A 14,262-nucleotide genomic window follows, 5' to 3' on the forward strand; every position below is an offset into this window, starting at 1 on the left:
ACGCGTCGCGTTTCCGCGGGAGCAATTTTCCGGAGCCGTGCTCACTGCGGCAATCGACAAGGCATTGGAATCGTAAGCGATCAGAGCGGTAGACTTCTTCTACGACGGTCGGGGTCGATCGCCGCTTGATGGTGCGCGGCGGCAGCGCGTTAGCGCTTGGAAAAGTGATCCATGAACGCTTTGACATACCGAGAGAGGGTGGCGGCTGGTGCCGACCGACGGAGACATTGCCGATCTTTTAATCTCGAAAACATGATTATATTTAGGAAGTTAGGATGCTTGAAATAAGAAAATTGCCGATCTTGCTTGCCGATCTTCACCGCCCACGGTTTCGCCAAGAATATCATGCGGATTGCACATCTGACGGCCAGGTATTTGACGAGCTTCATCAGTGTCATCGACCAGGATACAGCATCGCCGACGTAATGATCGGACGCCATCCCCCTGGGGCGGTGGCAACGCGTTTTTCCGACCCGGCTGCGGCAGTCCTTTGCGAGGGCGCGACTAGATCAATCTGTTTCCGACTCTCGCGGGTGGTGCCGATGAACCAATGGAGGCAGCCTCGCCGAGCGTAAAAACTCCTTTTAGGAGCGTTCTTGAATGCGCCTGGGTCTTGAATCTTGAGGCTAAATTGCCGATTTGGCGAGGACCGACATGACTAAAGGGAGTTCGACGGCAGGCATGACCGAGGTTCAACGACGAGGTTTTCTGACAAGGCTTACCGCCTATGAACCGCTGACGCTGATTACGCTCGCGTCGATCGCCGGCGGATTGTTCGTGCTCCAGCGGCTGACCAGTGAAGTCCTGGAAGGCGAGAGCTTTCGCTTCGACGAGGTGATCCTGCTGGCGTTGAGACGCGCGGACGATCTTGCCGTGCCGATCGGCCCCTGGTGGCTGACGCATGCCGTCGACGATATCACCGCCCTCGGCGGCATCACCGTTCTCTCCCTGCTGACGGCTCTGATCACCACCTATCTTCTGTTCGACCGGCGCTGGCCGATCGCGATCTTCGTCTTTTCCTCGGTGCTGACCGGCTGGCTGGCGAGTGCGCTGCTGAAGGTCCTCGTCGCCCGGCCGCGTCCCGATATCGTGCCGCATCTGGTCGAAGTGAGCGATCTCAGCTTTCCAAGCGGACATGCCATGGTCTCGGCGGTGACCTATCTGACGCTTGGCGCGCTCGTGGCGCGAACGCAGCGTTATCCGTCGACGCGGATCTTCGTCATGGCCGCCGGCGTCTTCCTTGCCGTCATCATCGGCTTGAGCCGGATCTATCTCGGCGTCCATTACCCCACCGACGTCTTCGCCGGATGGTGTGCCGGCGCGCTCTGGGCGCTCGGCTGCTGGTTGATCTCGAAGCGGTTCATCCCGAGCCGCGCGCCAGATGAGGCCGTCGAGGCTGGAAACGGCGACAGCAGATAGCAGCGCGGAGCCTATTGCGGCACCTGGAACAGGTGGCGGATACGCGTCACCAGCGAGCTCACCGAGCGGCCGTGCAACGTGGTGCCTACGGCCGCGAAGGAATGCTGGCCGGTCTCGATACGGTGTAAGAGGGTGGCGGCAAGCTCTTCGGCGATGCCGGGCCGGTCGTGCAGTAGCGGCGTCAGGCTTGCTTGGGCGATCTCGTAGACGACGACGAAGGTCAGCGCCCGCAGGCTGGCGGCCTCGCCGACGCCGATCAGCAACCCGCTTTCGCCGAAATAATCGCCCGGCGCCAGCCGGCCGAGTTCGACTTGCTTGTGGCCTTCCTGCCGTGTCGCGACGAGCGCGCCAGTGCGCACGATCATCAGCGACGCGACCGTATCGCCCTGCTCGATGAGGATGGAATCCTTCTTGTAGGTCCGCCGCGTCATCGAGGCTGCGAGCGTTTCCTTCTCGTCCTCGGTCAGGGAGGAAAACAACGGGATGGCGTCGAGAAGCTTGAGCGGCGTCGGCCGGTGCGGCTTCGCCATATCCTCCGACTGCAACTGGTCGGGCGGTGGGCCGGCGGCGTCGAGCGGCCGCGCCAAGGTGAGACCCGCCGCTTTGACATGGCGGTAGATCAGGTCGAATATTTCGTTTTTCGCCGGCCCTGCCTGGCCGATATCCCGGACGCGGAAGGAGAGCTCCACCTCGATTGCGTCCGCGGTCAGCGATTTGATCTGCACGCCGGGTTTCGGCTCGGTCAGGATCGAGTCGCTGCTCAAAAGCACAGCGCGCATGACGTCGATGATCGCCGACGGCCCGATCGTCGGGACGACGCGGACCGTCAGCGTTGCCCCGTGACTGCGGTCAGGGCTGCTGAGATTGGTCAGCCCGACCTTGGCGAGAAAACTGTTGGGCAGGACGACGAGGTCGTTTGAGCCGTTCAGCAGATGGGTGGAGCGCCAGTTGGTTTCGACGACACGGCCTTCGACGCCGTCATTCAGCACGATCCAGTCGCCGATCGTGTAGGGCCGGCCGAGATTGAGCGCGATGCCGGAAAAGACGTCGCTCAGTGTGCTCTGCATCGCCAGGCCGAGGATGATGGCAAGGACGCCAGACGTGGCGATCAGCGTGCCGACGGGAAAGCTGAAGACATAGGCGACCACCGAGAGGATCGCGCCGAGATAGATCAGGCCGATGACCAGATCCTGAACGAGGCGGCCTTCGCGCGGTTGGCGCTCGAAAATCAGGAAGACGCGCACGAAGGCGATCAGCGCCCAGGCGGCATTGATCCACCAGACCACCTTGGCAAGGGCGATGAAGACGCGTTCGAAGCTCGAAGCCGTCGTCGGCCCGACCTGGTAGGGCACGATATCGTGATAAAGCAGCAGGACGGTGAGCGCCGCGAAGAAGAAAACCTGGCCGGCGAGCTTCCAGCTTGGGAAGGGCCGAAGCGCTATTCGGGTGATCACCGCGCCGACCACGGCCAGCGTCCCGGCCTGGACGACAGGATCGGCGAGCACTCCGGACCAGGTAGGATTATCAAGCATCGACTGTCCGCTCGCCAGAGCACGGTGCCGAAAAGTGTGAGCGGTTGTCGGTCAAGATCCCTCGCTATTGAATTTCAATGATGACGTCGCGCATCCTGACTTCCAATCCGATCGCGAGGCAACCGCAAAATAGCGCCAGCATGCGAGAGCGATGGAGGCGGGGAGGTCACGGATCGGCATCACCAGCGAGCCCGTCGTGGCGCCGTTCATCGCAGCGCCTTCGGTCGCTAAAGGAGTGTTGGTCGGTTCCAAAACCGCGCCACAGGTTTTCAAGCTGATCGCCGAGGAGAGGCCGTGCTGAAACGCTTGCGCCGCGCGTCGATTTAGACGAGCGGCGCTGCAGCAGTTTGAACTGCGTTTCTTGGCTACTGAAAATCGAATCAGATTTTCGGGGCCGATGCGGCTCAGCTGCGCGGCTTCAGATTTTCTGGGTCGTAGATCGGCTTGTACCCGACGCCGACAACCTCCACCGGATAGCTCTCGGAAAAATACTCGACATTCAGCCTGCGTCCGACCTGGCAATGCGACCAGGGCAGATAGGCCAAGGCGATGTTCTTTCCGACCGTTGGGCCGTAGGCGACCGAGGTCGTGTAGGACCGACGACCAAGCTCGTCGACCAGAACCTCTCCCGTTGAGGGATCGACAACCGGCATGCTGCCGACGGGATAACGCTTCACGCCCGATTTGTCGGTATTCTCGGTCATAACAAGGGTGCAGAGCATGGCCGGCTGGTGCTCGCGCGCCTTGTATTCCAGATGTTTTGCCTTGCCACGGAAATCGGCTTCCTTGACCTTCGGACGGGCGAGATCGGCTTCGATCAGGTTGTACTGGGTCAGGAGGTCGGCGTTCTGCAGGCGCAGGCTCTTTTCCATGCGGCGCGAGTTCGCATAGGTCTCGACGCCGAAGGCCATCACACCGGTCGAGCGCAGCGCATCCCAGACGGCGAGGCCGTCTTCGTACTTCATGTGCAGTTCCCAGCCCTGCTCGCCGACATAGGAGATGCGGAAGGCGGTCACGGGCTTGCCGGCGATTTCGATCGGCTTGATCGCCGCAAAGGCGAAGTTTTCCTGATCGAGCCCCGCCGGATCGGCCACGGCCTTCTTCAGCGTGTCGCGCGCGTTCGGACCCCAGATGCCGATCGTCACGAATTTTTCCGAGACGTCGGTGATGGTCACGTCGAGGCCGCGGTCTTCGGCGACGCGCTTCATATAGTGCAGGTCGCGCGGGCCGGCATCGGCGCCGTTGACGAGGCGGCATCGATCAGCCATGCGGAAGACGGTGAAGTCAGCGCGGACCATGCCTTCGTCGTCGAGGAAGTGGGTGTAAATGCCCTTGCCGATGTTGGCATCGCCGCCGACCTTGGCGGCGCACAGCCATTCCATCAGCTCGACATGGTCAGGTCCCTCGATATCGACCATGTGGAAGTGGCTGAGATTGACGATGCCGCAGTCATCGCTCATCGCCAGATGTTCGGCATTCGACACGCGCCAGAAATGGCGGCTGTCCCATTCATTCTCGCGGACCGGGACGCGGTCGGCGTATTTCTCCAGAAGGTGCTCGTTGGCGGCGTAGCCGTGCGCACGCTCCCAGCCGCCAAGTTCCATGAAGTAGCCGCCGAGCTCCTTTTCGCGCTCGTAGAAGGGCGAGCGTTTGGCGTTGCGGCCGGATGCATAGGGTTCGCGGGTGTGAACAGCCGGGAAATAGATCTTCTGGGCGGCTTCGTAGCAGCGGCCCTCGATGAACTCTTCCGTCAACTGATGCGGATAAAAGCGGGCGTAGTCGATGCTGTTGTGATCGATCTCGGTACGGCCATCGGTCATCCAGTCGGCGATCAGCTTGCCGTAGCCCGGGCCGTCCTTGACCCAGATGGCAACGCAATACCAGAGACCGCGCACCTTCTGGCTCTCGCCGCAGGATGCGCCGCCGCCGGCGGAAACCTGCAGCAGGCCGTTGAAGGAGTGACCTTCGTTATAGCCGAGTTCGCCGAGGATCGGCGTCAGTTCCATGGCGCGCTCGAGTGGCTCGATGATCTGTTCCATTTCGAGATCGCGTTGCGAGGGCGAAAGGCGCGCTTCGTGTTTTTCGAGAATATCGCGCGGATGGCACATGCGCGGATTGGTGGCTTCGTAGTAGCCCCACTCGATCTGGCCACCCTCCGTCGTCGCCGGGTCGCCGGTATCGCGCATATAGGCGGAGTTGCCCTGGTCGCGCAGCAGCGGGAAGCCGATTTCCTTGCCGGTGCCTTCGAATTCGTTATACGGCCCGAAGAAGGTGAGCGGGTGGTCGACCGGCATGACCGGCAGGTCTTCGCCGACCATCTCCGCGATCAGGCGCCCCCAGAGGCCGGCACAGACGATGACGTGGTCGGCCATGATCGTGCCGCGATGGGTGACGACGCCCTTGATGCGACCGCCTTCGACGATCAGCGACCTCGCCGGCGTGTTGCCGAACACTTGCAGCTTGCCAGCCTTTTCGGCGGCATCGACCAGCTTGCCGGCAACGGTCTGCGAGCGCGGAATGACGAGGCCGGCATCCGGATCGTAAAGGCCGCCCATCACCTGATCTTCCTCGATCAGCGGGAACTTCTCCTTGATCTCGGCAGGGCTGACATAATGAGCGCGCGTGCCGAAAGCACGTGCCGAGGATAGCTTGCGCTTGATTTCCTCCATCCAGGCATCGTCGCCGGTGCGCGCCACTTCGAGGCCGCCGATGCGGGCGTAATGGCCCATCTTCTCGTAGAAATCGATCGAATATTGCGTCGTCCAGACCGACAGATAGTCGTGGCTCGTGGTGTAACAGAAGTCCGAGGCATGGGCCGTCGAGCCGATATCGGTCGGGATGCCCGACTTATCGATGCCGACGATATCGTCCCATCCCCGCTCGACGAGATGATGCGCGATGGAGGCGCCGACGATACCGCCGAGCCCGATGATGACGACCTTTGTCTTTTCCGGAAATGCTGCCACGCGTGCTGTCCTTCTATTTATCGCACGAATTAATATGACCTAACCGCGCTTGACGTACGCTTCGCGCGTGAGATGCAGCAGTCATGTCAGCGTCGTAAGTGTGTCACGTCTGCCGAAGCAGCAGAACCCCCAGACCGCTCCGCATGGACGCTGCGATGGGGCTATTATGCATAAGGCGCGTGATCGTCATTGGTCCTACGCCGCCTAGTAACGGCGTAATTGCGCCAGTCCGGATCGAGGCGGCGAGGCAACCGCAAAACAGCGCCGGGGCCTCGGGTTCACGGCGCCGCAATCGCTGCAAGCCGGTCGATGTCCACCAGCACGATGTCTTCGGAAACAGGCTCACGATTGTGCAGCCGGAACCATTCCGCGGCTTCCCGCACGCGGTCACCATGCGGCGGCGGATAGGCGCCGAGTCCCAGAACCCATTCCCGCACGGTCTCGCGCTCCATCCGGCCGGCCCGGTATCGATCGCAGACGGTTTTTGCCGATGCGACGAGATCATTGATGCTTTTCACGGGATACCCTCAATGCACGGATGGCTCTTCATCTTCGAGAAACGATCGAATGCCGTCGCGCGCGACGATGGCCAGGAATTCGTCGAAGGCATCCCGGTCAGTCGGAAATGGCTCGTCCCAGCGGATCAGGTCCTCCGCTTGCGTGACCACTTCCATGGTCCAGTCTTCATTGCTGCCCGATGTGCGGAAGATATCGACGAGCACGGTGATCCCGTCATCGGTGAATTCTCCCGCCAGTTCGGAGTGTTCGAGCTTTTCTTTTTTCACCATCATTCAGCCACCTGCACCGGGCGGTGCGTCGTTTTTGAGATATTCTTCATATTGAACCGTCTCGGTCTCATTCGTGTCGATCGAGGCATCGGCGCGTTTTGCCAGGCGAACACCCGCGCCCCCGCCATTTTCCGGGATGAAAATCACACCTGCGCCTTCCAGGGCGTGCTTCATATCCTGAAGGGTTCGTTCGTAGGGAGAGCGCTTGCCGGCCTCGAAATTAGCAATCGTCGCCTTGGCGACTTTCGAGGCAGATGACAGATCGTCCTGAGACCATGCCAAAAGGGCACGAGCAGCGCGGCATTGAGCGGAAGATAGACACAAAACAATAACCTTGCATCAAAAGTGTGATTCTGCCTCGGCTAGATTATATTAAAAACGCAACCTCGATACAAGCGACGATGAGAGCAGGTGCCATGGCGGCACAGCATGTTCTGAGCGCTGGAATAGGCCCCGCCTATTCCATTCTTTCGACCTTTAATACTCGACGCTCATCTATCGAACGACCAAGTTGATTGACTGAATATTATTAAAGTCTAATTTAGATTACCTTTATCACGCACCCGGGAGGTAACAATGCGTGAGCCAGATATGCAAAAACTCGATGCGCTTGTCGGTCGTCTTGTTGGGGACGTCGGCGCCGCCATGTCAGGGGCCTTGGTCGTGCTAGGCGACCAGGTGGGTATTTTCAAGGCGATGGCCGACGGAACGCCGATGAGCGTCCAGGATCTTTCAGCAAAAACGGGGGTGAAGGAGCGTTATCTCAGGGAATGGCTGAGCGCCCAGGCGGCGGCCGACTACGTCGCTTACGATGAGAAGACCGATCGTTTCAGCCTGACGCCGGAGCAGGCGATGGTCTTTGCCGAAGAAAACAGCCCCGCCTTTTTCGTCGGCGCCTTCGAGGTCGTCCAATCGATGTGGATGGACGAGCCCAAGGTCGCCGACGCCTTCCGCACCGGCAAGGGCCTCGGCTGGCATGAGCACAGCACCTGTCTCTTCAGGGGAACCGAGCGGTTCTTTCGTCCGGGCTACAACAGCCATCTCGTCAATGAATGGATTCCGGCCCTTGGCGGGGTCGAAGAAAAGCTCAAGGCCGGCGCCAGTGTCGCCGATGTCGGCTGCGGTCATGGGGCATCGACCATCCTGATGGCGCAGGCCTATCCCGCCTCCCGCTTCACCGGCTTCGACTATCACGGCCCGTCGATCGAAAGGGCAAAGGCCGCCGCCAAGGATGCGGGTGTCTCGGACCGTGTGACCTTCGAGCAGGGCTCGGCGGCGGAATTTCCGGGGCGCGGCTATGACATGGTCGCCATGTTCGACTGCCTTCACGACATGGGCGATCCGGTCGGCGCCGGCCGGCATGTCAAGGACACGCTTGGGCCGAACGGGACGTGGCTGATCGTCGAGCCCTTTGCCCATGATCATCTCAAGGACAATCTCAACCCGGTCGGCCGCGTCTATTACGGCGCGTCGACGATGATCTGCACGCCGGCTTCGCTCTCCCAGGAGGTGGGGCTCGGGCTGGGCGCACAGGCGGGAGAGATGAAACTCCGAAAGGTCGCGCTCGACGCCGGATTCACGCATTTCCGGCGCGCCACGGAAACGCCGTTCAACATGGTGTTCGAGGTCCGGGCCTGAGCCAAGGCCCGGCGATCCGGACGAGCCGCTATCTCAGTTTTCCGATGCTGGCATACATGCCCGTTGTGCGGAATTCGGTGGGATTTGTGCCGTAGACGCGGCGGAAGACCTTGGAGAAATAGTTGGGGTCCTCGAAGCCGCACATGATGGCGACTTCCTTGACCGGCAGGAAGTCTGCCTTGGTCAGCAGCTTGACGGCGCGCTGCAGGCGCTGCTGCAGCACGAATTCGGCCGGCGGCATGCCCTCGCTCTCGGCAAAGCTGCGCGAGAAATGCGCGCGGCTGAGGCCGACGATGCCGGCAAGCTCGCTGACCGGCAGCGGCTTTTCGAGATTGGCGTTGATATGGTCGATCACCGGCTGCATGAGGCTGAGCTCGGCGGCAAAGGCCGGCGAGCCGAAGACGTCGTCGTAAAGCGCCATCGCCGCTTCATAGGCAATCGCCGAGGCGGCACCCGGCGACGTTGCGCCCTTGACCAGGCGCAGGCTGCAATCGGCGAGATGATCGATGGTCGAGGGCTGCAGCTTCAGCACCGGGCCGGCGGTCGACAGCACCATCTGATGGATACGCAGCGTTTCCTCGCCATTCATCGAGATCCAGAAATATTCCCAGCGGTCGCCTTTCTCCAGCCAGTAGCGATGATTGTGCGGCACCAGGACGAGCAGCGTGTCGCCGCCCTGAAGGCGATAGTTGCGGTGCTGGTAGCGCAACTGGCCGCTACCGCTGATCGTGTGCTGCAAGACGGTGAAGGGCGTCTGGCCGCGCCGGCGGCCGTCCCAGTCATAGCTCTCGTTCTCGCGCACTTCGTAGCCGGCGCTGGTCGGCATGGCGTGCAATCGCTGGCGGCCGCGGGGCAGCGAAACCGTCCTCATCGACTGTCCGTTGGCGATCAAATCCTGCAGCACAAAATTACCCCTGAAAGCATAATCCTTCTCTGGTCGCCCTGCCGATTTCGGGCATAATTCCCGCCGACAAGAGGAAGAGACCACGGTCGACAGAGCGGCCGGGAGGAAAAAGGCAGATTTTACGGCGTTTTCAGCCACATGCGTCAGCATGCGGCCTGATCCTCCATGGCCTTCTTTTCCTTAGCATTCGATTGGGTCGAGGTGAAGAGCATGAGTTTCAAAATCGCTATCATCGGTGCGGGCAGCGTCGGTTTCACCAAGAAGCTGTTCACCGATATATTGTGCGTTCCGGAGTTTCGCGACGTCGAATTCGCGCTGACGGATCTGAGCGAACATAATCTCGAAATGATCAAGGCGATCCTCGACCGCGTCGTTACGGCGAACGGGCTGCCGACGAAGGTGACGGCGACGACCAACCGGCGCCAGGCGCTGGAAGGCGCGCGCTACATCATCAGCTGCGTCCGGGTCGGTGGGCTCGAAGCCTATGCCGATGATATCAGAATTCCGCTGAAATACGGCATCGACCAGTGCGTCGGCGATACCATCTGCGCCGGCGGCATTCTCTATGGCCAGCGCAACATCCCGGTCATCCTCGACTTCTGCAAGGATATCCGCGAGGTCGCCGAGCCCGGCGCGAAATTCCTGAACTATGCCAACCCGATGGCGATGAACACCTGGGCGGCGATCGAATATGGCAAGGTCGATACCGTCGGTCTCTGCCACGGTGTCCAGCATGGCGCCGAACAGATCGCCGAGGTGCTCGGCGCGAAATCGCTGAGCGAGCTCGACTATATCTGCTCCGGCATCAACCACCAGACCTGGTTCATCGACCTGCGCCTCAACGGCCGCAGGATCGGCAAGGACGAGTTGATCGCCGCCTTCGAGGCGCACCCCGTCTATTCGCAGCAGGAGAAATTGCGCATCGACGTGCTGAAGCGTTTCGGCGTCTATTCCACCGAAAGCAACGGCCATCTCTCGGAATATCTGCCCTGGTATCGCAAGCGGCCGGATGAAATCACCCGCTGGATCGACATGTCCGACTGGATCCATGGCGAGACCGGCGGCTATCTCCGCCATTCCACCGAAACGCGCAACTGGTTCGAGACGGAATATCCGCAATTCCTGGAATCCGCCGCAAAACCGATCGATCCCGCCAAGCGCTCGAATGAACATGCAAGCCATATCCTGGAGGCGCTGGAGACGAACCGGGTCTATCGCGGCCATTTCAACGTCAAGAACAATGGCGTCATCACCAACCTGCCGTCCGATGCGATCATCGAATCGCCGGGCTTCGTCGACCGCTTCGGCATCAACATGGTCTCCGGCGTCACCCTGCCGGAAGCTTGCGCGGCGACCTGCATTGCCTCGATCAACGTCCAGCGCATGTCGGTGCATGCGGCGATATCGGGCGACATCGACCTCTTGAAGCTTGCCGTGCTGCACGACCCGCTGGTCGGCGCCGTCTCGACGCCAGAAGAGGTCTGGCAGATGGTCGACGAGATGGTCGTTGCCCAGGCGAGCTGGCTGCCGCAATATGCGCATGCCGTGCCGGCCGCCAAGGAGCGGCTGTCGAAATCGAAGGTGCAGACCCGCGACTGGGCGGGGGCCGCACGCCGCAACGTTCGCTCGATCGAGGAGCTGCGCGCGGAAAAGGCGGCGCTGAAACAGGCCGTCTGATGTTCTTGAAGGATGGGTCGTCATGGGTTTCCGGGAGGGAAATCCATGACGTCAGGCCCGCTTTCATGTCGTTCGAGGAAAAAGGAGCCGCCTGACCGCGCTCCGGAACAAGAGGGAGAAACGATGATGAATTTCCGTAACGCAGGCATTCTGGCCGGACTGGCGCTCAGCGTCTCAGCCGCGGCGCTGAATGCATATGCCTCCGAGCCAACCATCCCACCGGCGCCGGCGGACTTCCCCGCCGAAGGCAAGATCAACTATGTGGCGCGTGACTCCATCCTGGAGTTCAAGGCGCTGCCCGAGTATCACGAGCCCGACTGGGTCACGAAGAATTTCGTCGCCACCGGCAAGCTGCCGCCGGTCAAGGATCGCCTGCCGAAGGAGCCGCTGGTCTTCAAGACCGGCAATATGCCCGACGGCATCGGCGTCTACGGTGATACGATGCGGCACGTCATCGGCGGACGGCCGGAAGGCTGGAACTACGGCGCCGGCCAGACGCAGGGCTGGGGCGGCATCGATATCGGCCTTTCCGAATGCCTGACGCGCACCGCGCCGCTTTTCCAGGTGCAGGCCTCCGATACCGAGCCGCTGCCGAACCTTGCCAAGAGCTGGGATTGGTCGCAAGACGGCCATAAGCTGACCATGCACCTGGTCGAAGGCGCCAAATGGTCCGACGGCGCGCCGTTCAACGCCGACGACATCATGTTCTACTGGGAAGACGAAGTCATCGATCCGAACGTCTCGCCGCTCGGCGGCGGGGCCTCGCCGGAAGCCTTTGGCGTGGGAACGACGCTGAAGAAGGTCGACGATTACACCGTCGAATGGACCTTCAAGGAGGCCTTCCCGAAGCAATATCTCTATACGATGTCCTACCCGAACTTCTGCCCGGGTCCGTCGCATATCCTGAAGCCGAAGCATCCGAAATATTCGAAGAACACCTACGACCAGTTCAAGAACGCTTTCCCGCCCGAGTTCATGAACATGCCGGTCATGGGCGCCTGGGTGCCGGTGGAATATCGTTCCGACGACATCATCGTCATGCGCCGCAACCCCTATTACTGGAAGGTCGACGAGAAGGGCGATCAGCTCCCCTATCTGAACGAGCTGCACTACAAGCTCTCGACCTGGGCCGACCGCGACGTTCAGGCCGTGGCGGGATCCGCCGACTTCTCCAACCTCGAGCAGCCGGAAAACTTCGTCGCCTCGCTGAAGCGTGCCGCGGAAGAGACGGCGCCCGCCCGCCTCGCCTTCGGCCCGCGTCTCATCGGCTACAATCTCCGCATGAACTTCTCCGCCAACGGCTGGGGCAGCCCGGACGAACGCGGTGAGGCGATCCGCGAGCTGAACCGCAACGAGGATTTCCGCAAGGCCGTCACCATGGCGCTCGACCGCAAGGCGATCGGCGACTCGCTAGTCAAGGGGCCGTTCACCGCGATCTATCCGGGTGGGCTCTCCTCCGGCACCAGCTTCTACGACCGCAACTCCACCGTCTACTACCCCTTTGATCTTGAGGGCGCCAAGGCGGAACTCGCCAAAGCCGGTCTCAAGGACACCGACGGCAACGGCGTCGTGAACTTCCCGGCCGGCACACTCGGCGGCAAGGATGTCGAAATCGTCATGCTGATCAACAATCAGTATACGACCGACAAGAGCCTTGCCGAAGGTGTCGTCGGCCAGATGGAGAAGCTCGGGCTGAAGATCGTCATCAATGCGCTCGACGGCGCCAAGCGTGACGATGCCCATTATGCCGGCCGCTTCGACTGGCTGATCCAGCGCAACACGACGGAACTGTCGTCGGTGGTGCAGAATACCGAACAGCTTGCCCCTGTCGGTCCGCGCACCAGTTGGCACCATCGCGCCGGCAAGGATGACCAACTCGATCTGATGCCCTTCGAGAAGGAGCTCATCGACGTCGTCAACAAGTTCAGGACGAGCCAGAACAACGACGAGCGCGTCGATCTGATGAAGCAGTATCAGAAGATCTCGACGGAGCACGTCAACACCGTCGGCCTGACGGAATATCCGGGCGCCCTGATCGTCAACAAGCGGTTCTCCAACGTGCCCCAGGGTACGCCGATCATGATGTTCAACTGGGCTGAAGATTCGGTGATCCGCGAACGCCTGTGGGTGGCCGCCGACAAGCAGGGCAAATACGAGCTGTTCCCCGAACAGCTGCCCGGCAAGCCCGGCGAAAAGGGTCCGATAAACTAGAGCTCCCTCCCAGCTGAAGTGAGCTTCCGGCCGCGCGTGCAGCGCGCGGCCGGGCAAAACCAACAAGCCGGCCGCGCTGACAAGGAGCGACTGGCGGCAAGGAGAAGCGAACCGTCCGATGCTACGATTCCTGCTCGTGCGCATAGCCTCTGCGATCCCCATTCTCTTCATTCTGAGCGTGGTGACTTTCGCGATCATCCAGGCCCCGCCCGGCGACTACGCCGATTACATCCGCTCCCAGCTGATCAACCAGGGCGGCGCGTCCTATGCGCAGGCCGAAGCACAGGCGCAGGCTTACCGCGTCGAACACGGGCTCGATAAGCCGCTGGTCGTCCAATACGTCAACTGGATCGGCGGCATCGTGACGCGCGGCGATTTCGGATACAGCATGTTCTACAATAAACCGGTCGCCGACGTCGTCGGCGAACGCCTGCCGAGGACCTTGCTTCTGGCGCTCGTCTGCCATCTCTTTGCCTCGGTGCTCGGCATCGGCTTCGGCATCTGGGCGGCGACCCGCCAGTACAGCTGGATCGACAGCCTGCTTTCGGGGATTTCCTTCCTCGGCATGACGGTGCCGCGCTTCCTGATGGCGCTGATCATCGTCTATCTCCTGGTCTTCCAGCTCAATGTTTCCGAGATCGGCAGCTTTTTCTCGCCGCAATATGGCGGCGCGCCATGGTCGTGGGCGAAATTCGTCGATCTCGTCCACCATATCTGGCCGGTCGTCGCGATCGCCACCTTCGGCGGGCTCGCCTACAACATGCGGGTGATGCGCGGCAATCTGCTCGATACGCTGAACGCCCAGTATGTCGAGACGGCCAAGGCCAAGGGCCTTTCCGGTGGAGCGGTGGTGATGCGCCATGCGGTGCCGAATGCGCTGCACCCGCTGGTAATGTACCAGGGCGTCGTCCTGCCTTACATGCTGACCGGCGAGATCGAGACTGCCATCATCTTTGCGCTGCCGACCGTCGGACCGGCCATCGTCGGCTCGATGGCGGTCGGCGACGTCTATGTCACCGCCACCTTCATGATGGTGCTGTCGGCGACGCTCATCGTCGGCAACATCATCGCCGACATGCTGCTCGCCTTGCTCGACCCGCGTGTCCGCCAATATGGAGGAGCCTGAG

At 61.3% G+C, this 14,262-nt stretch carries 11 protein-coding genes; 5 read left to right on the forward strand and 6 right to left on the reverse strand.

Going from position 1 to position 14,262, the window contains the following annotated elements; translation table 11 throughout:
- The first annotated feature begins 681 nt into the window (after positions 1-681).
- Complete coding sequence (locus OLZ32_RS27215; protein ID WP_264423778.1) at positions 682-1,419, forward strand: phosphatase PAP2 family protein; 738 nt, start codon at positions 682-684, stop codon at positions 1,417-1,419.
- A gap of 11 nt (positions 1,420-1,430) precedes the next feature.
- Here OLZ32_RS27215 and OLZ32_RS27220 read toward each other — a convergent pair whose 3' ends face one another.
- From OLZ32_RS27220 to OLZ32_RS27245, 5 genes are all read right to left on the reverse strand, one after another.
- Positions 1,431-2,951 carry a mechanosensitive ion channel family protein gene (locus tag OLZ32_RS27220; protein WP_264423693.1) on the reverse strand — a complete coding sequence of 507 codons (1,521 nt, stop codon included), beginning with the start codon at positions 2,949-2,951 and terminating at the stop codon, positions 1,431-1,433.
- A 404-nt stretch (positions 2,952-3,355) separates the two neighbouring features.
- Entirely contained in the window at positions 3,356-5,917 is a 2,562-nt protein-coding gene (locus tag OLZ32_RS27225; RefSeq protein WP_264423695.1) for a GcvT family protein, read from the reverse strand.
- A 278-nt stretch (positions 5,918-6,195) separates the two neighbouring features.
- Positions 6,196-6,435, reverse strand: coding sequence for a hypothetical protein (locus tag OLZ32_RS27235; protein WP_017957896.1), 240 nt, complete (start codon positions 6,433-6,435; stop codon positions 6,196-6,198).
- 9 nt (positions 6,436-6,444) lie between these two features.
- Complete coding sequence (locus OLZ32_RS27240) at positions 6,445-6,705, reverse strand: hypothetical protein (protein WP_264423781.1); 261 nt, start codon at positions 6,703-6,705, stop codon at positions 6,445-6,447.
- 3 nt (positions 6,706-6,708) lie between these two features.
- Positions 6,709-7,029, reverse strand: a complete 321-nt coding sequence (locus tag OLZ32_RS27245; protein ID WP_011654989.1) for a helix-turn-helix domain-containing protein — start codon at positions 7,027-7,029, stop codon at positions 6,709-6,711.
- Positions 7,030-7,281: 252 nt separating this feature from the next.
- Between OLZ32_RS27245 and OLZ32_RS27250 the strand changes: the two genes are divergently transcribed.
- Positions 7,282-8,343, forward strand: a complete 1,062-nt coding sequence (locus tag OLZ32_RS27250) for a class I SAM-dependent methyltransferase (RefSeq protein ID WP_264423697.1) — start codon at positions 7,282-7,284, stop codon at positions 8,341-8,343.
- A gap of 28 nt (positions 8,344-8,371) precedes the next feature.
- Here the strand turns inward: OLZ32_RS27250 and OLZ32_RS27255 are convergent, their stop codons facing one another.
- The gene (locus OLZ32_RS27255; protein ID WP_264423699.1) at positions 8,372-9,397 is read right to left on the reverse strand and encodes an AraC family transcriptional regulator; all 1,026 of its coding nucleotides are present in this window, start codon (positions 9,395-9,397) and stop codon (positions 8,372-8,374) included.
- Between the two features lie 60 nt (positions 9,398-9,457).
- Between OLZ32_RS27255 and melA the strand changes: the two genes are divergently transcribed.
- From melA to OLZ32_RS27270, 3 genes are all read left to right on the forward strand, one after another.
- Positions 9,458-10,924: an alpha-glucosidase/alpha-galactosidase gene (gene melA / locus OLZ32_RS27260; protein ID WP_264423701.1), complete on the forward strand. Its 1,467-nt coding sequence runs from the start codon at positions 9,458-9,460 to the stop codon at positions 10,922-10,924.
- 123 nt (positions 10,925-11,047) lie between these two features.
- On the forward strand, positions 11,048-13,135 hold the full coding sequence (locus OLZ32_RS27265; RefSeq protein ID WP_264423703.1) for an ABC transporter substrate-binding protein: 2,088 nt from the start codon (positions 11,048-11,050) through the stop codon (positions 13,133-13,135).
- 118 nt (positions 13,136-13,253) lie between these two features.
- Positions 13,254-14,261: an ABC transporter permease gene (locus tag OLZ32_RS27270; RefSeq protein ID WP_003548754.1), complete on the forward strand. Its 1,008-nt coding sequence runs from the start codon at positions 13,254-13,256 to the stop codon at positions 14,259-14,261.
- The last annotated feature ends 1 nt before the right edge of the window (position 14,262 follow it).

Source organism: Rhizobium acaciae, from assembly GCF_025941625.1.
In the GTDB taxonomy this organism is placed as follows: Bacteria; Pseudomonadota; Alphaproteobacteria; order Rhizobiales; family Rhizobiaceae; genus Rhizobium; species Rhizobium acaciae.

Excerpts from the sequence above, each read along its gene's own strand:
- OLZ32_RS27215 (WP_264423778.1), top strand. The coding sequence starts at position 682 with ATGACCGAGGTTCAACGACGAGGTTTTCTGACAAGGCTTACCGCCTAT.
- OLZ32_RS27220 (WP_264423693.1), bottom strand. The coding sequence starts at position 2,951 with ATGCTTGATAATCCTACCTGGTCCGGAGTGCTCGCCGATCCTGTCGTC.
- OLZ32_RS27240 (WP_264423781.1), bottom strand. The coding sequence starts at position 6,705 with ATGGTGAAAAAAGAAAAGCTCGAACACTCCGAACTGGCGGGAGAATTC.
- OLZ32_RS27250 (WP_264423697.1), top strand. The coding sequence starts at position 7,282 with ATGCGTGAGCCAGATATGCAAAAACTCGATGCGCTTGTCGGTCGTCTT.
- OLZ32_RS27255 (WP_264423699.1), bottom strand. The coding sequence starts at position 9,397 with ATGCTGACGCATGTGGCTGAAAACGCCGTAAAATCTGCCTTTTTCCTC.
- melA (WP_264423701.1), top strand. The coding sequence starts at position 9,458 with ATGAGTTTCAAAATCGCTATCATCGGTGCGGGCAGCGTCGGTTTCACC.
- OLZ32_RS27265 (WP_264423703.1), top strand. The coding sequence starts at position 11,048 with ATGATGAATTTCCGTAACGCAGGCATTCTGGCCGGACTGGCGCTCAGC.
- OLZ32_RS27270 (WP_003548754.1), top strand. The coding sequence starts at position 13,254 with ATGCTACGATTCCTGCTCGTGCGCATAGCCTCTGCGATCCCCATTCTC.